Source organism: Flavobacterium sp. LC2016-12 (assembly GCF_015351595.1).
In the GTDB taxonomy this organism is placed as follows: Bacteria; Bacteroidota; Bacteroidia; order Flavobacteriales; family Flavobacteriaceae; genus Flavobacterium.
On sequence record NZ_JADKPT010000012.1, the window covers coordinates 45,292 to 66,149 of the forward strand.

Annotated in this window: 16 protein-coding genes; 9 read left to right on the top strand and 7 right to left on the bottom strand. The window is 33.5% G+C overall.

Translation table 11 applies throughout. The features are described 5' to 3' along the window. Window positions 1-136 precede the first annotated feature (136 nt). From IRZ99_RS16995 to IRZ99_RS17005, 3 genes are all read left to right on the top strand, one after another. Window positions 137-1,816, top strand: coding sequence for a M23 family metallopeptidase (locus IRZ99_RS16995; RefSeq protein WP_194658396.1), 1,680 nt, complete (start codon window positions 137-139; stop codon window positions 1,814-1,816). An 11-nt stretch (window positions 1,817-1,827) separates the two neighbouring features. Beyond that, window positions 1,828-4,287 (top strand): TonB-dependent receptor, encoded by a 2,460-nt coding sequence (locus tag IRZ99_RS17000; protein WP_194658397.1) that lies wholly within the window; start codon window positions 1,828-1,830, stop codon window positions 4,285-4,287. A gap of 154 nt (window positions 4,288-4,441) precedes the next feature. Then, the gene (locus IRZ99_RS17005) at window positions 4,442-5,164 is read left to right on the top strand and encodes a hypothetical protein (RefSeq protein ID WP_194658398.1); all 723 of its coding nucleotides are present in this window, start codon (window positions 4,442-4,444) and stop codon (window positions 5,162-5,164) included. Window positions 5,165-5,320: 156 nt separating this feature from the next. Here IRZ99_RS17005 and IRZ99_RS17010 read toward each other — a convergent pair whose 3' ends face one another. From IRZ99_RS17010 to IRZ99_RS17030, 5 genes are all read right to left on the bottom strand, one after another. Next, window positions 5,321-6,022 carry a DUF2971 domain-containing protein gene (locus IRZ99_RS17010; RefSeq protein WP_194658399.1) on the bottom strand — a complete coding sequence of 234 codons (702 nt, stop codon included), beginning with the start codon at window positions 6,020-6,022 and terminating at the stop codon, window positions 5,321-5,323. A gap of 119 nt (window positions 6,023-6,141) precedes the next feature. Then, complete coding sequence (locus tag IRZ99_RS17015; RefSeq protein ID WP_194658400.1) at window positions 6,142-7,971, bottom strand: ABC transporter ATP-binding protein; 1,830 nt, start codon at window positions 7,969-7,971, stop codon at window positions 6,142-6,144. An 82-nt stretch (window positions 7,972-8,053) separates the two neighbouring features. Then, a complete protein-coding gene (locus IRZ99_RS17020) occupies window positions 8,054-9,781 on the bottom strand; it encodes a phospho-sugar mutase (protein WP_194658492.1) in 1,728 nt (575 codons plus the stop codon). A 127-nt stretch (window positions 9,782-9,908) separates the two neighbouring features. Beyond that, entirely contained in the window at window positions 9,909-10,856 is a 948-nt protein-coding gene (locus tag IRZ99_RS17025; protein WP_194658401.1) for a glycosyltransferase family 2 protein, read from the bottom strand. 8 nt (window positions 10,857-10,864) lie between these two features. Next, window positions 10,865-11,395, bottom strand: coding sequence for a DUF4199 domain-containing protein (locus tag IRZ99_RS17030; protein WP_194658402.1), 531 nt, complete (start codon window positions 11,393-11,395; stop codon window positions 10,865-10,867). A 248-nt stretch (window positions 11,396-11,643) separates the two neighbouring features. Between IRZ99_RS17030 and IRZ99_RS17035 the strand changes: the two genes are divergently transcribed. The 3 genes from IRZ99_RS17035 to IRZ99_RS17045 all read left to right on the top strand — a co-directional run bounded on the left by IRZ99_RS17035 (window position 11,644) and on the right by IRZ99_RS17045 (window position 15,110). Next, entirely contained in the window at window positions 11,644-11,898 is a 255-nt protein-coding gene (locus tag IRZ99_RS17035) for a type B 50S ribosomal protein L31 (RefSeq protein ID WP_026984106.1), read from the top strand. Window positions 11,899-12,071: 173 nt separating this feature from the next. Then, complete coding sequence (locus tag IRZ99_RS17040; protein ID WP_194658403.1) at window positions 12,072-13,247, top strand: GlmU family protein; 1,176 nt, start codon at window positions 12,072-12,074, stop codon at window positions 13,245-13,247. 228 nt (window positions 13,248-13,475) lie between these two features. After that, window positions 13,476-15,110 carry an ABC-F family ATP-binding cassette domain-containing protein gene (locus IRZ99_RS17045; protein WP_194658404.1) on the top strand — a complete coding sequence of 545 codons (1,635 nt, stop codon included), beginning with the start codon at window positions 13,476-13,478 and terminating at the stop codon, window positions 15,108-15,110. A gap of 80 nt (window positions 15,111-15,190) precedes the next feature. Here IRZ99_RS17045 and IRZ99_RS17050 read toward each other — a convergent pair whose 3' ends face one another. After that, window positions 15,191-15,475, bottom strand: coding sequence for a GNAT family N-acetyltransferase (locus tag IRZ99_RS17050; protein ID WP_074659696.1), 285 nt, complete (start codon window positions 15,473-15,475; stop codon window positions 15,191-15,193). A gap of 302 nt (window positions 15,476-15,777) precedes the next feature. On the opposite strand from IRZ99_RS17050, the gene IRZ99_RS17055 reads away from it, so the two are divergent. Beyond that, on the top strand, window positions 15,778-16,437 hold the full coding sequence (locus IRZ99_RS17055; protein WP_194658405.1) for an alpha/beta hydrolase: 660 nt from the start codon (window positions 15,778-15,780) through the stop codon (window positions 16,435-16,437). A gap of 543 nt (window positions 16,438-16,980) precedes the next feature. Here IRZ99_RS17055 and IRZ99_RS17060 read toward each other — a convergent pair. Then, the gene (locus tag IRZ99_RS17060; protein WP_194658406.1) at window positions 16,981-17,496 is read right to left on the bottom strand and encodes a DUF2892 domain-containing protein; all 516 of its coding nucleotides are present in this window, start codon (window positions 17,494-17,496) and stop codon (window positions 16,981-16,983) included. 166 nt (window positions 17,497-17,662) lie between these two features. Here IRZ99_RS17060 and rpmH point away from each other — a divergent pair, with 166 nt between their 5' ends. Next, window positions 17,663-17,824, top strand: a complete 162-nt coding sequence (gene rpmH / locus IRZ99_RS17065; RefSeq protein WP_008464848.1) for a 50S ribosomal protein L34 — start codon at window positions 17,663-17,665, stop codon at window positions 17,822-17,824. Window positions 17,825-17,971: 147 nt separating this feature from the next. Further along, complete coding sequence (carB, locus tag IRZ99_RS17070; protein WP_194658407.1) at window positions 17,972-20,827, top strand: carbamoyl-phosphate synthase large subunit; 2,856 nt, start codon at window positions 17,972-17,974, stop codon at window positions 20,825-20,827. Window positions 20,828-20,858 lie beyond the last annotated feature (31 nt).

The window sequence follows — 20,858 nt, forward strand, 5'->3', positions numbered from 1 at the left end:
TTTTATTAATGCAATTTTTTATCGATTTTTTTGCATTAAAAATAGACAAATAAATGAAATTCAATCAATTGTATTTTTGTCTTAATTATCGTCGGATTTCGCCTGTTATTTTTTTATCTTAGCAAAAATGTTCCTTATGAGATTTTCAATACTTACCCTTTTATTTTGCCAATTTATTTTTGCCCAGACGCAATATCCTACAGATTATTTTGCTCCGCCACTTGATATTCCGATGCAGCTTTCGGGGAATTTTGGGGAGTTGAGACCAAATCATTTTCATGCCGGCTTTGATTTAAAAACGAATCAAAGGGAAGGTTTAAATGTTTATGCAATTGCTGAAGGATATGTGTCAAGAATCAAAATTTCGACTTTTGGTAACGGAAAATGTATTTATATCACACATCCAAACGGATACACTTCCGTATACGGACATTTGCAAACTACACTTGGAGCCATTCAGGAGTATGTTCAGAAAACACACTACAAAGAAAAAGCATTTGAAATTGAAATGTTTCCAAAACCGGGAGAATTACCGGTTACAAAAGGGCAGTTAATTGCACTTTCGGGTAATACGGGCTCCTCTGAAGGACCGCACCTGCATTTTGAAATTAGAGATACAAAATCGGAATTTGTTATTAATCCAATGTTCTTTGGATACGATAAAAATATAAATGACACTAAAAAACCAACCATTTCGAGTTTGTACGTTTATCCGATGGATAACACAACGGTGAATCAATCGAAACAACCCTTGTTGTTAAATCTTGCGCTTCAGAAAGACGGAACTTATCTCGCAAGTAAAGTAAAAGCTAATGGAAAAATTGGTTTCGGAATCAATGCTGTTGATTTCGATAATGTTTCCGGAAATAGAAATGGCGTTTTTAATGTGTCGACTTTCGTTAACGGAGATCCAAATTACAATTATAAGTTTAATACGTATTCGTTTGATGAAATGCGTTATATAAATGCTTTGATCGATTATGGCAGATATAAAAAATCAGGCCAGCGCGTGCAAAAGCTTTTTATGAAAACACCTTTTGCATTAAGTATTATAAAAACCGATTCGCTTCGTGGAATTATTCCGGTCGAGCCGAATTTAGCTTCAACATATCGTATTGAAGTTTCGGATTATTTTGGAAATTTAAGCGCCATTACGATTCCAATTGAATTTGATGCAGCAACTCCAATCATAAACGAGGTCCCTGAAACTTCAAAATATTTTATAAAAGTCAATAAAGATTACAATTTTGAAAAGGATAATATGTCGGTATTTTTTCCGGCAGGAACTTTTTATGATGATTTCAATCTGAATTTTGATGTAAAGAATAACAAAATTTATATTCATGATGACGTAGTTCCGGTTCATTCCAATTTTACAATTACAATAAAAGACAGTACTTATTCAGAAGCGTTACGGGATAAAGTTTTTATAGGAAGAAGCGGTAGTTATAATGCAACTACAAGAAAAAATGATGTTTTTACAGCCAAATCCAAAACTTTAGGACAATTTGGCTTGGTACTCGATACAATTGCGCCGGTTATTAAAATCGCAAAACCAATTGAGGGTAAATCGGTCAGCGATAAAACAATTCAGTTTACAATAAGTGATAGTTCGTCCGGAATTAAATCCTATAACGGATATTTAAACGGAGATTGGGTTTTGTTTGAATATGATAACAAAACCAGAAAAATAACCCACAAGTTTGATGATGCTTTATTAGCGGAAGGAGAAAATGATTTAAAAATTGAAGTGATTGATAATGTGGGTAATTCTGCTATCTTTGAAACTCGTTTTTTTAGAAGCCAACAAAAATAAAACCACAACATTTGAGCTATCGTCAATTAATATTTGTTTTCCTTTTTCTAAGCAGTTGTGTTTCATTTGCTCAGAATGCACATGTAAAAGGTATTATTTTAGATCAGGAAAATCGTCCGGTTTCAGATGTAAATATTACAGCTTTAGTGAATGCTGCCCAGTCAGATTCAAATGGTTTTTTTGAAATTGAAATTCCTTCCAATAAAAAAATATCACTGATTTTTACTCATATTTCTTTAAAAATGATGAGCCTGACGGTGAATTTAAAACCGAACGAAGTTTTCGTTTTTAATCCTGTTATGAGTAATTCTGAAGAACAAATGGGCGAGGTGTTCGTATCTTCTAAAAATAAAAAACGAGTTCAGGGAATTACGACAATTGATGTTGCAACGATCAAAAAGATTCCAGGAGCAAATGCCGGTATAGAAAATATTCTAAAAACGTTGCCTGGAGTAAATTCTAATAACGAATTGAGCACACAATATGCAGTTCGTGGTGGTAATTATGATGAGAATTTAGTTTACGTAAATGAAGTCGAAGTCTATCGTCCGTTTTTAATTCGTTCCGGTCAACAAGAAGGTTTAAGTTTTACAAATACTGATTTGGTACAGAATGTAGATTTCTCTGCCGGAGGATTTGAAGCTAAATTTGGAGATAAATTATCATCTGTCTTAGACATTACTTATAGAAAACCAACTCAGTTTGGCGCTGCTTTTGAAGCTAGTTTACTTGGGGCAAGTGCAGCGGTTGATTTGGTTTCTAAAAATAAAAAATGGTCAGCCGTAACCGGAATTCGTTATCGAAACAATAGTTTGCTGGTGAATAGCCAGGATACTGAAACAAATTATACGCCAACTTTTGCTGATGTTCAAACGAATATTACCTATGATATTTCTAAAAAATGGCAAATGAGTTTTTTAGGAAATATTTCTCAGAATAAATATTTGTACCAGCCTTTGACCCGCGAAACGAGATTCGGAACAATAGACCAGCCAATGGAGCTGAATGTCTATTATGAAGGACAGGAAAAAGATCAATATGATACTTATTTTGGAGCACTGAAAACTACTTATAAAGTTACTCCTGATTTTACTTTAAAGTTGATAGGTTCGTTATTTCATACAAAAGAACAGGAACACTTTGATATTTTGGCGCAATATCGTTTAGGTAATGTTACGGATGAAGGAGAACCGGAGGCAATTGATTTTACGAGAGGAATTGGTTCTCAGCTCAATCACGCCCGAAATGATCTGGATGCCTTAATTGCAAATATTGAAATCAAAGGATTTAAGGAATGGAAAAATGACAGTCAGCTAGAATTTGGTTTAAAATATACCAGAGAATCTATTCGTGACAGAGTTGTGGAGTGGGAAGTAATTGATTCGGCCGGATTTTCTATAAATCCACCTTTGATTATTTTGCCCAAAAATAATCAGCCGTATCAGTCGTATACCGGACCACTTTTGCCTTATCAGGATATTCGTGCAACAAATTTTAATACGGTAAACAGACTTGCAGGTTATGCGCAATGGAATCAGAAAACTGCAATTGGTTCAAATCAGGTTTGGTATCATGTTGGAGCGCGTTTTCAAAGTTGGAATGTATCCGGAGCAGCTGTTGAAGGTAAAAATCAGACCGTTTTTAGTCCGCGTGCACAATTTGCTATAAAACCGGATTGGGACATGGATATGGTTTTCAGACTCGCAGGAGGGATTTATTATCAGCCACCTTTTTATCGAGAGCTTCGCGATGTAAATGGAGTAGTGAATCCTAATGTGAAAGCGCAAGAATCAGTTCATATCGTTTTGAGTAATGATTATAACTTTAAAATGTGGGATCGCCCTTTTAAATGGGTGACGGAAGTCTATTATAAATCACTTTCTGATGTGAATGTATATTCGATCGACAATGTTCGAATTCGATATATCGCCAATAACAATGCAACTGCATATGCACAAGGTTTAGATTTTAGATTGAATGGAGAATTTGTTCCGGGAACCGAATCGTGGGTTAGTTTTGGTTATTTGAAAACCGAAGAGAACTACGAAAATAGAGGTTACATTGCCAGACCAACAGACCAGCGGTTAAAATTTGCCATGTTGTTTCAGGATTATATGCCGAATATTCCAAGTGTAAAATTGTATCTGAATTTAGTGTACAATACTGGCCTGCCAGGCGGTGCGCCAGCCTATTCAGATCCGTATTTGTATCAAAACAGATTAAACGATTACAGAAGGGCAGATGTTGGTTTTGCTAAAGTTTTCGTTGATGCCAGTACCAAAACCGCTAAAGCAAATTGGTTAAAAGGTTTTAAAGAATTATCCGTTGGATTTGAAATTTTCAACCTTTTCAATAATCAAAACGCAATTACCAATACATGGGTTCGTGATGTGTATTCTAAAAACCAATACGCGATTCCAAATTATATGACTTCGAGAGTTTTTAATGTGAAAATTAATGCCAGGTTATAGAGAAATAAGTGAAGTTAAAAATAAACTTCGGCAATAAGAAAAGAGTTTCTTGCGTTTTAAAAATGAGATTATATTGTCATTTTGAGAAAATTCAATAACAATAAATAATACAATCAAAAATACTATATTTGATATTCCAATATAATTAGCATAAATGAAAAACTATCTAAAATATATCGCCTTAGTAATCATCGGAACAGTAGTGAGTTGTAAAGATGATGCTCAGAAACCGAAAGTAATTTATGATGCTTCAAATAAGGCAAAAGTGTTAACTAAAACCGATTCTACACAAATTGAAGTGGCAGACTTGCCTATTCAGATGGAGGGAACGAATTATTTAATTCATCCTGTTGGAGATCTAAGGGTTTTTGAAAAAGGAACAAAAGCACGTTATGGTTCTTCTAGTGTGAATGATGTGAGTTTTACTATTTCAAATTTAGGAGAATTTGAAATAACTGGTTATTTACAAAACCTGAAATTTCAAAGAGTAGACTCCGATTCTATTCGTCCTCTTTCTGATAAGCCTGTTTTAATCTTAACTGCTACTTATTTAAAAACAGTTGCAGATCGTACTATAAATAAAATTATGGTCTATACTTTAACGGATTCTGATACGAATAAAGATGGGAAAATAGACACAGGTGATATTAAAACTTTGTATTTAAGTGATATAAGCGGAGAGAATTTCACTAAAGTTTCGCCTGATCTTCAGGAATTAGTAGATTGGAATTTGATCGAATCTAAAAATCGCATTTATTTTAGAACTATTGAAGATACCAACCAAAATGGACAATTCGATAAAAACGATGTGTTGCATTACAACTACATTGATTTAATGTCTAAAAAATGGGAAGTTAAAAATTATAAACCGATCTAGAATCTTAGATTGTTGATTTTAGATTTTAGATTGAAAATATTATAAAAAGCCATTAAAGTAAAATTTTTAATGGCTTTTTTATTTTGATAAAGAGCCGCTAGGCTCAATAAATTTTGTAGGGCTGGACTTCAGTCCAGTTTATAGATAATGTTTTAATTAGATCAAAATATCGCTTTCCAAATCTGATTTTTCTATTTCAAAACCAAATCCCAGGCGTTCTACCAATTCAATAACGAGTTTTTTATACCAGTTTTCAGATTTTGGATGAATGTATATCTTTTCAATCAATTGATTGATGTCAACATTTATTTTCAAACCGTCGTTTAGTTTTATAGTGCTTTTTGACGTGTCAGTTAGAATTCGAACTTCACGTTCGTACTGAAAGCTTTTTCGTTTAAATAAAAACGGAAAGAACAAATCGTCAAACGGAATGTATTCTTTTCTGTAGTCTATATAATTTACTTCACCAATATATTGATCAAAATTGTTTTCTGGTTTTACCGCTTTTTGTAATCTTCCAATTGTCGACTGAATTGCTAAACCTTCACTGTTTTGCGTAAAAATTTGCCACATGGCAAACGATTCGTATTCATTGATATGCCAACTGCTAATAGCAACTTGTTCGCGCTGTGTTTTGTAATATTTTAAAAAGTCGGGATTATCAATGGCTAGTTTCTTGATCTCTTCAAAAGTAGGTTCACTAAACGTGCCCTCATACTGATCTTCGAATTTATCAGAACGGGACATGAATAACTTTTTCGAAAGTAGTAAATCAAGAAATTTAGATAGGTCAAGGTATTTCCAGACAATAGTATCGGGGTCGTCAGGAAGTTTTATGTTTGGATTATTAAGATACATTTTTAGAAAATTAAATAATCTACCTAAAGTTAGAAAATTAAACACAGATTAAAGAAATTAAATATAGTTTTAATATTTCCTTAATCTGTGTCTGTATGAATAAGATCTTTATTTAAATCTTAAGACTCGAAAGATTGCATAGTAACTAATTTGTTATAAGTGCCGTTATGCGCTATTAATTCGTCGTGTGTTCCTTGTTCAACGATTTTTCCTTTTTGCATTACAATGATCACGTCTGCTTTTTGAATGGTTGAAAGTCTGTGTGCAATTACAATAGAAGTTCTGTTTTGCATCATATTCTCCAAAGCAACCTGAACAAATTTTTCGCTTTCGGTATCCAGTGCAGATGTAGCTTCGTCTAAAATCATAATTGGAGGATTTTTTAATACCGCCCTGGCAATAGATAAACGTTGTTTTTGTCCACCTGAAAGTTTGTTTCCGCTGTCACCAATATTAGTGTAAATTCCTAAAGGAAGATCTTTTACAAATTCAAAAGCATTTGCAATTTTTAAAGCTTCAATAATTTCATCATCAGTAGCGTCTAATTTTCCTAAAGCGATATTAGCTTTGATGGTGTCATTAAATAGAATGCTGTCTTGTGTAACCAATCCCATTAAACTACGCAGTGATTGTAAATTCATGTCTTTGATGTTGATTCCATCAATCGAAATCGTTCCGTCATTCACATCATAAAAACGGGTAAGTAAGTTTGCAATAGTACTTTTTCCACTTCCGGACTGTCCAACCAAAGCAACAGTTTGGCCTTTTTTAATTTCAAGTGAAAAGTCTTTCAGAACCGTTTCCTCTTCATACTTAAAATTAATTTTCTGAATGTTTATATTACTGTCAAAAGTTGTTTTTTCGATTGCATCAGGTTTTGAAACAATTGGGTTTTCCTGATCTAAAATTTCAAGAACACGTTCAGCAGCTGCGTTTCCTCTTTTTACTCCGTAAGAAGCTTTAGAAATTGCTTTTGCAGGTGTTAGAATATTATAAGCTAATCCCATATAGGCAATAAATGAAGGGCCGCTCAGCGTTTTGTCGATCAAAACCATTTGTCCTCCGTACCATAATAAAATGGCAATAACGGTAATTCCCATAAATTCACTTGCAGGAGAAGCTAAATTCTGGCGATTCCCAATGCTATTAGATAAAGTAAAAAAACGTTCAGTTGAATTTTGAAAAACTGTATTAAAGTAGTTTTCAGAATTATATCCTTTTACGACTTTCAATCCCCCAATAGTTTCTTCAATAGTAGATAAAAAAGTACCTTGTTCTTGCTGTGCTTTAGTCGATTGTTTTTTAAGTTGTTTTCCAATTAATGAAATAATGTAGCCTGATACAGGAATAAAAATAAAAACAAACAGCGTTAGTTTGGTGCTAATAATTAGCATTGTTGTTATGGTAAAAACTATAGTTAAAGGTTCTTTTACAATAAGTTCCAATATGGCTAAAAATGAGTTTTGAACCTCATTGACATCAGCAGATATTCTGGAAATAACATCTCCTTTTCTTTTCTCAGAATAAAAAGCTAACGGAAGTTCCAGTGTTTTTTTATACAACGCATTTCGCATATCTTTTAAAACACCATTTCGCAAAAAAGTGATGAAAAACATAGCTAAATAATCTGCTAAGTTTTTTAATAAGAAGATTGAAATTATAATCGCTACCATTATAGATAAAATGTAGCCCGGATCATGATTGCCTTTTGTTGTAGTGATATAATAGCTCAAATAATCCTCGCCATATTGCTGGAGTTTTAAAATTCCCTGATATACTGGTTTTACTTTTCTTGCCTTTGTTTGGTCAAATAACACCTGAAGCATTGGTATTAAAGCAACAAAAGATAGAGTGCTGAAAAGTGCATACAAAACATTAAAAAAGATGTTTAAGAATGCGTATTTTTTATAAGGATATATAAAAGGAACTATTTTTTTGAAATTACTCATTATGGGTCGTTATTTTACCATTAAAACCCGACAGTTTATTTGAAACAATGCCGGGTTTGATTGAAAAGGTATTTTTGTCTTTTTATTTCAACTGCATTCCTGCAATGATATTTTCTATTTTTTGATCTAAGAAACTTTCAGCTGCATCAAAATTTTCAACTGAATCTAATTCTGCATTAACACTAATGTAGAATTTGATTTTTGGTTCAGTACCACTTGGTCTTGCACAAATTTTAGATCCGTCTTCAGTATAATATATTAATACATTCGATTTCGGAATATCCATTACGGATTCTTCACCAGTCAATAGATTTAATGCAACTGATGAGTCGTAATCTTCAACCATAATTACTCTTTGACCACTGATTTCTTTCAAAGGGTTTTGGCGTAAATCAATCATCATCTGATTGATTTCTTCTAAACCTTCCATTCCTTTTTTGGTCAATGAAACCAAATATTCTTTGTAAAAACCATTTTCAACATAAAGTTGTAAAAGTTCTTTATAAACACTGCTTCCTGCAGCTTTTGCCTGAGCAGCAACTTCACAAATCAATAAGGTAGCAGCAACGGCATCTTTATCTCTAACAGCATCGCCAACCATAAAACCAAAGCTTTCTTCACCGCCTCCAATAAATTGAAGTTCAGGGAAATCTTTAATCATTTTAGCAATCCATTTAAAACCGGTCAAACCCACTTTGCATTCTACACCATAACTTGTTGCCAATTCCATTATCATTGGAGTGGATACAATTGTAGAACCCACGAATTGTTTTCCATTAATTTTTCCAGCTTTTTTCCATTGTTTCAACAAGAAAGAAGTCATTAAAACCATGGTTTGATTTCCGTTCAATAAAATCATTTTGCCATCATTATTTCTAACGGCAACACCAAGACGGTCGCAATCAGGATCTGTTCCAACAACGATATCTGAATTTGTTTTATCAGCTAATGCTAAAGCCATAGTCAAAGCTTCCGGCTCTTCTGGATTTGGTGATTTTACTGTTGGGAAATCACCATCAGGGATAGCTTGTTCCGGTACAATATGTACGTTTTTGTAACCTGCCTGCGATAATGTATCAGGAATAGATTTTATTGAAGTTCCGTGTAATGATGTAAAAACAATCTGTAAATTATCTTTTGCTTCAGCCGGAGTATTGAAACTTGCATTTTCAATAGATGATTTCACAAAAGCCTTGTCGATTTCAGTATCAATATATTTAATTAGGCTTTCGTTTGCGTCAAACTTAATTTTGTCATAGCCTAAATTTTCAATTACGTTAATAATAGCAGCATCTTGCGGAGGTACAATTTGTCCACCATCTTCCCAGTATACTTTATATCCATTATATTCCGGTGGATTATGTGAAGCTGTTAATACAATTCCACACTGACAGCCTAAATATTTAAGTGCAAAAGACAATTCCGGAGTTGGTCGCAAATCTGAGAATAAATAAACCTGGATTCCATTTGCAGAAAATACATCTGCTACAACTTTCGCTAAAGTATTACTGTTATGACGACAATCATAAGCAATAACAACCTTTAAAGGTTGGTTTGGGAAAACTTCATGTATATAATCAGACAAACCCTGAGTGTTTTTTCCTAGCGTATATTTGTTAATTCTGTTGTTTCCAACGCCCATAACACCACGCATTCCACCAGTTCCAAATTCAAGATTTTTGTAGAAACTCTCTTCAAGTTCCTTAGGCGACGTTGTCATTAATTCTTTAACTGCCGCTTGTGTTTCTTTATCAAATGTTGGAGTCAACCATTCGTTTACAGCATTCAATATATTAGGTGCTATATTCATCATTCGTATCTTTTTATATTTAAATAATAATAATTTTCAGGAGCTGATCCTGCTGTCCACTATATCTTTTGCTTCCGCCGTGGCGGACACAAAAGGATGCCGTTCCCATCAGGGCTAGGCGTTTATGTTAAAAATTAACCTCTCTGGCAACCTTGTAACGTGCTTCGTTGCTTTTGGTACGTAAAATAATTTCGCCAAGAAAACCTGCCAAAAACAATTGTGTACCTATTATCATCGATGTTATTGATAAATAAAAATGCGGTCTTTCAGTAATTAAACGGCTGGTTTTATGAATAAACAATTTGTCTATTCCTAAGTATAAAGCTAATAAAAATCCAATCATAAACATAATGGATCCTAATAAACCAAATAAGTGCATCGGTCGTTTTCCAAATCTTGACAAAAACCAAATAGTTATCAAATCCAGGAAACCGTTAATAAAACGATCCATCCCGAATTTCGTTTCACCATATTTGCGAGCTTGGTGAATTACAACTTTTTCTCCAATTTTATTAAAGCCGGCATTTTTTGCTAAAACCGGGATGTATCGGTGCATCTCGCCAGATACTTCGATGTTCTTTACAACCGTATTTTTGTAAGCTTTTAAGCCACAGTTAAAATCATTCAATTCAACTCCTGAAGTTTTTCGGGCAGCCCAGTTAAATAATTTTGAAGGAAGATTTTTTGCCACAACAGAATCGTAGCGTTTCTTTTTCCAGCCTGAAACCAAATCAAATTTTTCTTTGGTAATCATTTCGTATAATCCTGGAATTTCGTCCGGACTATCCTGCAAATCGGCATCCATGGTAATGATAACATCACCTTTTGCTTTGGCGAAACCAGCGTGCAAAGCCTGCGATTTTCCAAAATTCTTCATGAAACGAACTCCTTTTACATTCGGGTTCTCGTTTGAAAAACTTTCAATAATATTCCAAGAATCATCCGTACTTCCATCATCTACAAAAATGATTTCATAAGAGTAATTGTTAGATTGCATCACTTTAATAATCCACGAATAGAGTTCTTGAAGTGATTCCTCCTCGTTTAGAAGCGGTATAAGTATAGATAAATTCATTTATTTTTTTATTCTTGTGTAGTTTTGCTTTTGAAAAATGCTGCGAAAATTAAACCAAAAATGGCACTGATTACAATTGCAAAAACAGACCCTTTCAATAATTCTAAAGTCGAATATGGATTGCTTAGTTTCATTTTGGCAATAGTTTCGTTAATGGCTGATGCTGGAGTTCCAAATTTTTGCATCATCCCAACGGTATATTTAATCATTAATTCGCTTAAAGTGTCTTTCGCGCCTGGGTCAATAACATTAAATAGAATAATATTAAAAAAAGTAGAAATCAGAATCCCGATTACTGCAGCAATAAAATAAGTTGTAAAAGCTTCTTTAAAGCTAAAAACGCCATTTAACTCTTTCTTTGTTTTAGAAAGCAAAATGATAGAAATAGTTAAACTAATAGCGATTCCTAACAATCCCATCCACCATGCTGTGAACAAATTTAAATCAACCGCATATATGGTAGCAGTTATTAAAGCAGATGCAATTCCAATTATTACACCGTAAGTAATCCCGTTCTTTTTTATAACTTCATTAATCATATTTCTATATGTTTTAAAATTAATCCACAAATATAGCAATTCCCAATATAATCGGGGATAAAAAAAGCTTTTTGAATTTTACTAAAAAAAATGAGCTAAATGTTTGTTTATTAAAAAAGAATTGTAAATTTGCACACTCAAAAATAATTAAATTTTTAAACAAAAAAGAGTAGCCTTTGTTTACACCTTTTTCTAACCATGGAAAAGCTTCAAAATAAAAATACTCTAAACAATAAATAAAAGAAAAGATGAAAAAAGGAATCCACCCAGAAAATTACAGATTAGTTGCATTTAAAGACATGTCAAATGACGAAGTTTTTATTACTAAATCTACTGCAGATACAAGAGAAACAATTGAAGTTGACGGAGTTGAGTATCCAGTTGTAAAAATGGAGATTTCTAGAACATCTCACCCTTTTTATACTGGTAAATCTAAACTTATCGATACTGCAGGACGTATTGATAAATTCAAAACTAAATATGCAAAACACGTTAAAAACTAATAACTGTTTTTATTCATACAAAAGCCTTCCAATCGGAAGGCTTTTTTTATGCGCTATTCTCAATTTTGGTGTTGATTTAGTAAATGTGTCATTTATTTAAACCAATAAAATATTTGTAACTTTGACCTCGATAACCAAATCAAGATTTTAACAAGTACCAAATTTTTTTATTTATGAATTATATTCTTTTTGACGGTCCAGTCCGGAATGCTTTATTGCCTTTTACTTTTACAAGGCCAGTGGCTGATATTTTAATCGGAATTATGACGATTCGTCAAAAATGGGAAGCGCGTTTGGGCTCAACCATAACAACTATTACTGAAGATTACTTATCTGTCAAGTTTCCGATGGTGGAAATGGAGGAAAATGTGATGATAAATGCGGCGTATTTACCAAATGATACGCTTGCTGAAATGGTTTCAGATTTAAAAGAAAATCAGGCAATCTTTAAAGGAGAAGATGTAATTGCTTTTTTTGCAACAGAAAACCAGGAAGAAGTTGATTTCGATTCGTATGAAATTATTCAATATAACGATGATTGTTTGACAGTTGAACATACCTGGGATATTTTCTCAAAAAATGATGCTGCCATTCGTGCTGATTTTGCTTTCTTAACAGAAGATAGAAAATCTCAGTCAATCCCAAAAAGTGTAAATGTTATTGCTCCGGAAAATATTTTTATTGAAGAAGGTGCAAAATTGGAGTTTGTAACGCTGAATGCTTCAAACGGGCCTATATATATAGGTAAGAATACCGAAATTATGGAAGGAACGGTAATTCGCGGCCCTTTTGCTTTATGCGAAAATGCGCAAGTAAAGCTGAATGCTAAAGTTTATGGCGCGACAACTGTTGGTCCGGGATCAAGAATTGGTGGTGAAGTAAAAAATTCAGTTCTTTTTGCTAATTCAAATAAAGGTCATGATGGATTTTTAGGGGATTCAGTTCTGGGTGAATGGTGTAATATTGGAGCAGATAGTAATAATTCGAACCTTAAAAATAATTACGAAGAAGTAAAGTTGTGGAGTTACGAAACAGAAGGTTTTGCTAAAACCGGACTTCAGTTTTGCGGTTTGATGATGGGAGATCATAGTAAATGCGGAATCAATACGATGTTTAATACTGGGACTGTAGTAGGAGTGAGCGCTAATATTTTTGGAAGCGGTTTTCCTCGCAATTTTGTTCCGAGTTTTTCCTGGGGTGGAGCTGCAGGGTTTACAACTTACGTAACCAAAAAAGCTTTTGAAACGGCAAAATTGGTTATGGGACGCAGAAATATTGAATTCGACGAAACGGAATCTGCGATCCTGGAGCATATTTTTCAGGAAACAAAAAAATGGAGAAAAGATTAATTTAATTAGATAATGAGTCAATGTGTCAATTAGATAATTGAAAATATTTGCTCCGCAAAGTTTATATGCTTTGCGGAGTTTTTTTATGTTTAAAAAGCTTTTCGACTTTAAGGATAATTATCTAATTATCTAATTGCCAAATTATCTAATTAATCTATCTTTGCACCTTCAAAAAAACGCTTGCTAAGAAGTTTAATAATCTAAGCAGTCTAAAATCTAAAAATCTAAATGATTACAGTTAACGATATTTCGGTTCAGTTTGGTGGAACTACATTATTTAGCGATGTTTCTTTTGCTATAAATGAAAATGATAAAATTGCCCTTATGGGTAAAAATGGTGCGGGAAAATCGACACTTCTAAAAATAATTGCTGGTCAAAGCAAACCTTCTACCGGAAGTATCTCAACTCCAAAAGATGCTGTAGTGGCCTATTTGCCTCAGCATTTATTGACTAAAGATGGTTCGACTGTAATGGAAGAAGCATCAAAAGCTTTTGGTGAGATTTTTAAAATGAAAGCTGAAATCGATGAAATCAACGAACAATTAACGGTTCGTACTGATTATGAAAGTGATGAATACATGAAATTGATCGAAAGAGTTTCTGACTTAAGTGAGAAATATTATGCGATCGAAGAAGTAAATTACGAAGCTGAAGTTGAGAAAATTTTAGTTGGTTTAGGTTTTGAACGTGAAGATTTTACGCGTCAGACTTCTGAATTTTCAGGTGGATGGAGAATGCGTATCGAGCTTGCGAAAATCCTATTGCAAAAACCAGATTTAATTTTGCTGGATGAGCCAACGAATCACATGGATATCGAAAGTATTCAGTGGTTAGAAGAATTTTTATTAAATCAGGCTAAGGCTGTTGTGGTGATTTCGCACGATAGAGCGTTTGTAGATAATATTACAAATCGTACTATTGAGGTTACAATGGGAAGAATTTATGATTATAAAGCCAAATATTCTCACTACTTAGAATTAAGAAAAGATCGTCGTATTCATCAACAAAAAGCTTACGATGAGCAACAAAAAATGATTGCTGATAACAGAGCGTTTATTGATCGTTTTAAAGGGACATTCTCTAAAACAGATGCAGTTCAGTCTCGTGTTAAGATGTTGGAGAAGCTTGTTATTGTACAAGTTGATGAAGTAGATAATTCTGCATTAAAATTGAAATTCCCGCCAGCAGCACGTTCAGGACAATATCCTGTGGTTGTAAAAGATTTGTCTAAATCGTACGGAGATCATGTTGTTTTTAAAGATGCTAATATTGTTATTGAAAGAGGGCAAAAGGTAGCTTTCGTAGGTAAGAATGGTGAGGGAAAATCGACTATGATCAAAGCGATCATGAAAGAAATTGGTATCGATGAAGGAAGTGTAGATATTGGTCACAATTCTCAAATTGGATATTTTGCTCAAAATCAAGCTTCATTGTTAGATGAAAATGCTACGATTTTTGAAACTATTGATGCTATTGCGGTTGGAGATATTCGTACACAGATCAAAAATATTTTAGGAGCATTTATGTTTCAGGGTGATGATATTACCAAGAAAGTAAAAGTGCTTTCCGGTGGAGAGAAAACGCGTTTGGCAATGATTAAATTATTGTTGGAGCCAGTTAACTTATTAATTCTGGATGAGCCTTCAAATCACTTAGACATGAAAACTAAGGATATTATTAAAGATGCGTTACGTGATTTTGATGGGACATTGATCTTGGTTTCTCACGACCGTGATTTCCTTGACGGGTTGGCAACTAAAGTTTTTGAGTTTGGAAATAAAAGAGTGAAAGAGCATTTTGAAGATGTTGCCGGTTTCTTGGCGCATAAAAAAATGGATTCTATGAGAGAAATCGAAAAATAATTTTTCAATCTTTATAAAAAACGAAAAAGCACAAGTTAATTCTTGTGCTTTTTTATTTGGTGGAAAAAAAATCGCGAAATTTAAATTCTAATTCCCGGAGGAAGCAATTCTTTGTACTTTGGGTTTTTCTTGATAAAAAGTACAATTTTTGGATGAATTGGCATTAGTTTGAATTTTTTTTCGATCACAATTTCCATGATGCTTTTTAGTAATGCATTAATCAATTCTTGATTTTCAAAACCTTCAGGAGTGTTGATCTTGGTTAAGAAAATTTTCTTTTCCTGAAACGAATACTCAACAGAAATTAGTCCTTCAGGGGTTATGGTCTCAAATTGTCTTGCAAAAGTGTTGTCTTTGATTTCCATAATTGTTTCAATAGGTTCCATAATTTGACATGTTTTTGTAGGTTAAAAATGTTAATATAGATTCGGGTTTTAATTTGTTCAAAATTCTTTTGAAGAAGATTGAATGTGAATTATTTGGCATACAAAGGTAATCATTTGATTTTCAATATAAAATTATTTTTTCAAGTGCGGTTATGGTCGTGCTTTTGTAATTTTATTTGTTTTAATATTGAATTATGGTGTAAGATTTGCTGTGCATATTAGTAAAAAAAGTAAATTTAACTTGAAATTGAAATCTGTAATTAAAATTCCTTTTCCGGCAAATGAGTAAAATTCCTGTATATTTTATGCCTGGTTTAGCTGCCAGCTCAAGTATTTTTGAAAGAATTAAATTAGATGAAGCTGTTTTTGAAATGTGTTTGTTGGAGTGGGAGATTCCGCACCCTAAAGAATCGTTATCTGATTATGCACTGCGAATTACTAAAAACATCAAACATGAAAATCCGGTTTTGATTGGTGTTTCTTTTGGTGGAATTCTGGTTCAGGAAATGGCGAAACATATTCAGGTTCGGAAAATTATCATTATTTCGAGTGTTAGAAGTAATACGGAATTTCCAAGAAGAATGAAAATTGGAAAAACTACAAAAGCGTATAAGTTGATTCCGATGAAGTTAATTTTGAATATCGAAAATCTTGCGAAATATTCTTTTGGAGAAAAAATCAATAAACGTATTAAGCTGTACGAAAAGTTTTTGGCGATGCGAGATCTTAATTACTTGCAATGGGCTGTTGAAAATGTAATTTTATGGGATAGAAATCAGCGTGATGAAAACGTAATTCATATTCATGGAGATAAGGATGATGTTTTTCCTATAAAGTATATTAAGAGCTGTATTATTGTAAAAGGCGGTACGCATGTTATGATTCTCAATAAATATAAATGGCTGAATGAGAATTTGCCTTCGATTATATTGGAGGATTAGAAGTTTGTAAAATTCCAATTTTTAAATCCCAAATTCCAAATTCCAAACGATCATCGTTATGAGATCTTTGTCAAAGTTTAAAACTTTGACAAAGATTATACGCAATATTGTCATTTCGACCGAAGGGAGAAATCACACGGGTGGCTTGACAAAGATTGACGATTTTGATTGCGTAGCTTCTAGTGTGATTTGCTTCGCATGTCGCTATCGCTCAAGTCTCTCTTGGGTCAAAATTGACAAAAAAATAAGAATTAATAGTTGAAGGAGGTAAATCTTCTTTTGAAAATGAGTGTCCTAGCCCTGATAGAAGCGGTATCCTTTTATGGCGGGGTTCGCCATAAAAGATACAAGCGGATAGCAGGAATGGCTCCTAATTATTAATATTTAATTTAAAATAGTTTCGTTTGTTCGCTAGCACTCGCGTCCTTGTTTCAAAAAATCTAAAATCTAAACTCAAAAATCTAAAATAAAAAAAATCCCAAATACCATTAATTGGAATTTGGGATTTTATCCCGAGGCTTCGGGATTATAATTTAAAGAAGTTTAGATTTTCTTCATTTGCTCTTTCATCATTGTGATTTGTTCTTTCAGCATGCCTTGTTTGTCTAATTTCTTAGCTTCATTCAATAAATTAGTAGCTTCCAATTTTCTTCTGCGTGACATTGCAACTCCCGCAAGGTTTAATTTTGCTACTGCTAAATCCATATCCATAGATAAACCAAGTTCGATTGCTTTTTTAAAATGTTTCTCAGCCTGATTGATATTAGTCTGAGATAACATGATTCCATGTAGGTAATTAAAATATCCTTGTTGTTTTCTAACTAATACCGATTCCGGATTTTTGATGTATGCCAGCCAGTTTTTAGCTCCTTCGAAATCTTGTTTTCTTAATTTTAGGAAGGCTAAAAGGATAAATTCGTTTTTGAAATAAAGAAAAATAGGAATTGCCGTCAATAATATAAGGAAGATTCCATTCCCGATATTACTCTCCGTAAATTGCCAAACGCCAGCAACTACAAGAAGTCCGGCCAAAATAAGCTTAATATTTTTGTTAAACATAATAGATGTATATTTGTGCTTGCAAATATAGTAAAATGAATTAAAAATATTTTTATTAAAGTACTTGCCAGAAAAAAAAGTCTTTGTATATTTGCACTCGGTTTTAGAATAACGATATTCAAAAACAGAAAAGAGATATTAGATACCATTTTAAAGATACAAAGCAATGAGCAAAAGAACGTTTCAACCATCGAAAAGAAAAAGAAGAAATAAGCACGGATTTATGGACAGAATGGCTTCTGCGAATGGAAGAAAAGTTCTGGCGCGTAGAAGAGCAAAAGGAAGACATAAATTAACTGTTTCTAGCGAGCCTAGACACAAAAAATAATGTTTGTATAAACATACATAAGGCGATTACTTTTTTAGTATCGCCTTTTTTTATACCTTGTCGGTAAAAAAAGCTGCAACGTTCTAGTTTAGAATATACTACGAATGTTTTTTTAAGTACATTATATAACTACACAATACAAATACAATGCCTAAAGACACATCAATAAAATCAGTTTTAATAATAGGATCAGGTCCTATTGTTATTGGTCAAGCTTGCGAATTCGATTATGCAGGATCTCAATCTGCACGTTCTATTCGTGAAGAAGGAATTGAAGTTATCTTGATAAACTCAAATCCAGCGACTATTATGACGGACCCAACTATGGCCGATCATGTATATTTGAAACCATTAACTACAAAATCGATTATTGAAATTCTGAAGGAGCATCCACAAATTGATGCGGTTTTGCCAACAATGGGTGGACAAACGGCTTTGAATTTATGTCTGGAAGCTGATGAAAAAGGAATTTGGCAGGATTTCGGAGTAAGATTAATAGGTGTTGATGTAAATGCTATTAATATTACCGAAGACAGAGAGCAATTTAAACAATTGCTTCAAAAAATAAACGTACCTACTGCACCTGCAAAAACAGCTACTTCTTTCCTTGAAGGAAAGGAAATTGCTCAGGAATTTGGATTTCCATTAGTAATTCGTCCTTCTTTTACTCTAGGAGGAACGGGAGCGGCTTTCGTTCACAGCAAAGAAGAGTTTGATGAAAAACTAACCTACGGATTAGAAATGTCACCTATTCACGAAGTCCTAATTGATAAAGCTTTATTAGGATGGAAAGAATATGAATTAGAGCTTTTAAGAGATAAAAATGATAATGTTGTAATTATTTGTTCAATCGAAAATATGGATCCAATGGGAATCCATACCGGAGATTCGATTACAGTTGCACCAGCAATGACATTATCTGATACAACTTTCCAAAAATTACGTGACTATGCTATCTTAATGATGCGTAGTATCGGAAATTTTGCTGGAGGTTGTAACGTACAGTTCGCAGTTTCACCAGACGATAAAGAAGATATCGTAGCGATTGAGATTAATCCTCGTGTATCTCGTTCTTCTGCTTTAGCATCAAAAGCAACTGGATATCCAATTGCTAAAATTGCTTCTAAACTGGCTTTAGGATACAATTTAGATGAATTGCAAAACCAAATTACAAAATCGACTTCGGCTCTTTTTGAACCGACATTGGATTATGTTATCGTTAAAATACCACGTTGGAACTTTGATAAATTTGAAGGTGCTGACAGAACTTTAGGACTTCAGATGAAATCTGTTGGTGAAGTAATGGGAATTGGACGTTCGTTCCAGGAAGCTTTACACAAAGCGACGCAATCACTAGAAATCAAAAGAAATGGTTTAGGTGCTGACGGAAAAGGATATACCAATTACGAGCAAATTATCGAGAAACTGACTTTTGCAAGCTGGGATCGTGTTTTTGTAATTTATGATGCGATTGCAATGGGAATTCCATTGAGCCGTATTCATGAAATCACAAAAATCGATATGTGGTTCTTGAAACAATATGAAGAGCTTTATACTTTAGAGAAAGAAATTTCGAACTACAAAATTTCTAATCTTCCAAAAGAATTGTTGCTTGAAGCGAAACAAAAAGGTTTTGCTGACAGACAAATTGCACATATGATGAATTGTCTTGAAAGTGAAGTTCACACTTTACGTATGGACCAAAACATCAACCGTGTGTTTAAACTGGTTGATACTTGTGCAGCAGAGTTTAAAGCACAGACACCTTATTACTACTCAACTTTTGAGGCAGAAATTGAAAAAGCAAACGGCGAGCGTTATGTAGATAATGAAAGCATTGTTACCGATAAAAAGAAAATCATCGTTTTAGGTTCAGGACCAAACAGAATTGGACAAGGAATCGAGTTTGATTATTCTTGTGTACACGGAGTTTTGGCAGCAAAAGAATGTGGATACGAAACAATTATGATCAACTGTAATCCTGAAACAGTTTCGACTGATTTTGATACAGCAGATAAATTATACTTCGAACCAGTTTTTTGGGAACATATCTACGACATCATTCAGCATGAAAAACCAGAAGGTGTTATTGTTCAGTTAGGTGGACAAACGGCTTTGAAGTTAGCTGAAAAATTATCTAAATACGGAGTGAAAATCATCGGAACTAGTTTTGATGCACTTGATTTAGCAGAAGACAGAGGACGTTTCTCGGACTTATTAAGAGAATTACATATTCCCTTCCCGCAATTCGGAATTGCTGAGACAGCTGATGAAGCTTCTGCATTAGCAGATACTTTAGACTTCCCGTTATTGATTCGTCCTTCTTATGTATTAGGAGGTCAGGGAATGAAAATTGTAATCAACAAAAAAGAATTAGAGGAGCATGTTATCAATTTATTGAAAACGATTCCAGGAAATAAATTGCTTTTAGATCACTATTTAGCCGGAGCAATCGAAGCGGAAGCGGATGCAATTTGTGATGCTGATGGAAATGTTTACATCATCGGAATTATGGAGCATATTGAGCCTTGCGGAGTTCACTCTGGAGATAGTAATGCTACATTGCCTCCTTTTAACTTAGGAGAATTTGTAATGCAACAAATAAAAGATCATACCTATAAAATTGCGAGAGCTTTAAAAACAGTAGGTCTGATAAATATTCAGTTTGCTATTAAAGATGACACGGTTTACATTATCGAGGCAAATCCAAGAGCATCTAGAACAGTACCATTTATTGCAAAAGCTTACGGAGAGCCTTATGTAAACTACGCTACAAAAGTAATGTTAGGACACAATAAAGTAACAGACTTCGATTTTAATCCGCAATTAAAAGGATATGCGATCAAGCAACCAGTTTTCTCTTTCAGCAAATTCCAAAATGTAAACAAAGCATTAGGACCAGAAATGAAATCGACTGGTGAAAGCATCTTGTTTATTGATGACTTAAAAGATGATCAATTCTACGAGTTGTACTCAAGAAGAAAAATGTATTTGAGTAAATAAAACTCAGATTCTTATATAAAAAAGCTCCATG

Bases quoted from the DNA above. Each gene is read 5' to 3' on its own strand.
- IRZ99_RS17020 (WP_194658492.1), bottom strand. From the start codon at position 9,781: ATGAATATAGCACCTAATATATTGAATGCTGTAAACGAATGGTTGACT.
- IRZ99_RS17030 (WP_194658402.1), bottom strand. From the start codon at position 11,395: ATGATTAATGAAGTTATAAAAAAGAACGGGATTACTTACGGTGTAATA.
- IRZ99_RS17050 (WP_074659696.1), bottom strand. From the start codon at position 15,475: ATGGAAATCAAAGACAACACTTTTGCAAGACAATTTGAGACCATAACC.
- IRZ99_RS17035 (WP_026984106.1), top strand. From the start codon at position 11,644: ATGAAAAAAGGAATCCACCCAGAAAATTACAGATTAGTTGCATTTAAA.
- IRZ99_RS17010 (WP_194658399.1), bottom strand. From the start codon at position 6,022: ATGTATCTTAATAATCCAAACATAAAACTTCCTGACGACCCCGATACT.
- IRZ99_RS17005 (WP_194658398.1), top strand. From the start codon at position 4,442: ATGAAAAACTATCTAAAATATATCGCCTTAGTAATCATCGGAACAGTA.
- IRZ99_RS17040 (WP_194658403.1), top strand. From the start codon at position 12,072: ATGAATTATATTCTTTTTGACGGTCCAGTCCGGAATGCTTTATTGCCT.
- rpmH (WP_008464848.1), top strand. From the start codon at position 17,663: ATGAGCAAAAGAACGTTTCAACCATCGAAAAGAAAAAGAAGAAATAAG.
- IRZ99_RS16995 (WP_194658396.1), top strand. From the start codon at position 137: ATGAGATTTTCAATACTTACCCTTTTATTTTGCCAATTTATTTTTGCC.
- IRZ99_RS17025 (WP_194658401.1), bottom strand. From the start codon at position 10,856: ATGAATTTATCTATACTTATACCGCTTCTAAACGAGGAGGAATCACTT.
- IRZ99_RS17055 (WP_194658405.1), top strand. From the start codon at position 15,778: ATGAGTAAAATTCCTGTATATTTTATGCCTGGTTTAGCTGCCAGCTCA.
- carB (WP_194658407.1), top strand. From the start codon at position 17,972: ATGCCTAAAGACACATCAATAAAATCAGTTTTAATAATAGGATCAGGT.
- IRZ99_RS17045 (WP_194658404.1), top strand. From the start codon at position 13,476: ATGATTACAGTTAACGATATTTCGGTTCAGTTTGGTGGAACTACATTA.
- IRZ99_RS17015 (WP_194658400.1), bottom strand. From the start codon at position 7,971: ATGAGTAATTTCAAAAAAATAGTTCCTTTTATATATCCTTATAAAAAA.
- IRZ99_RS17060 (WP_194658406.1), bottom strand. From the start codon at position 17,496: ATGTTTAACAAAAATATTAAGCTTATTTTGGCCGGACTTCTTGTAGTT.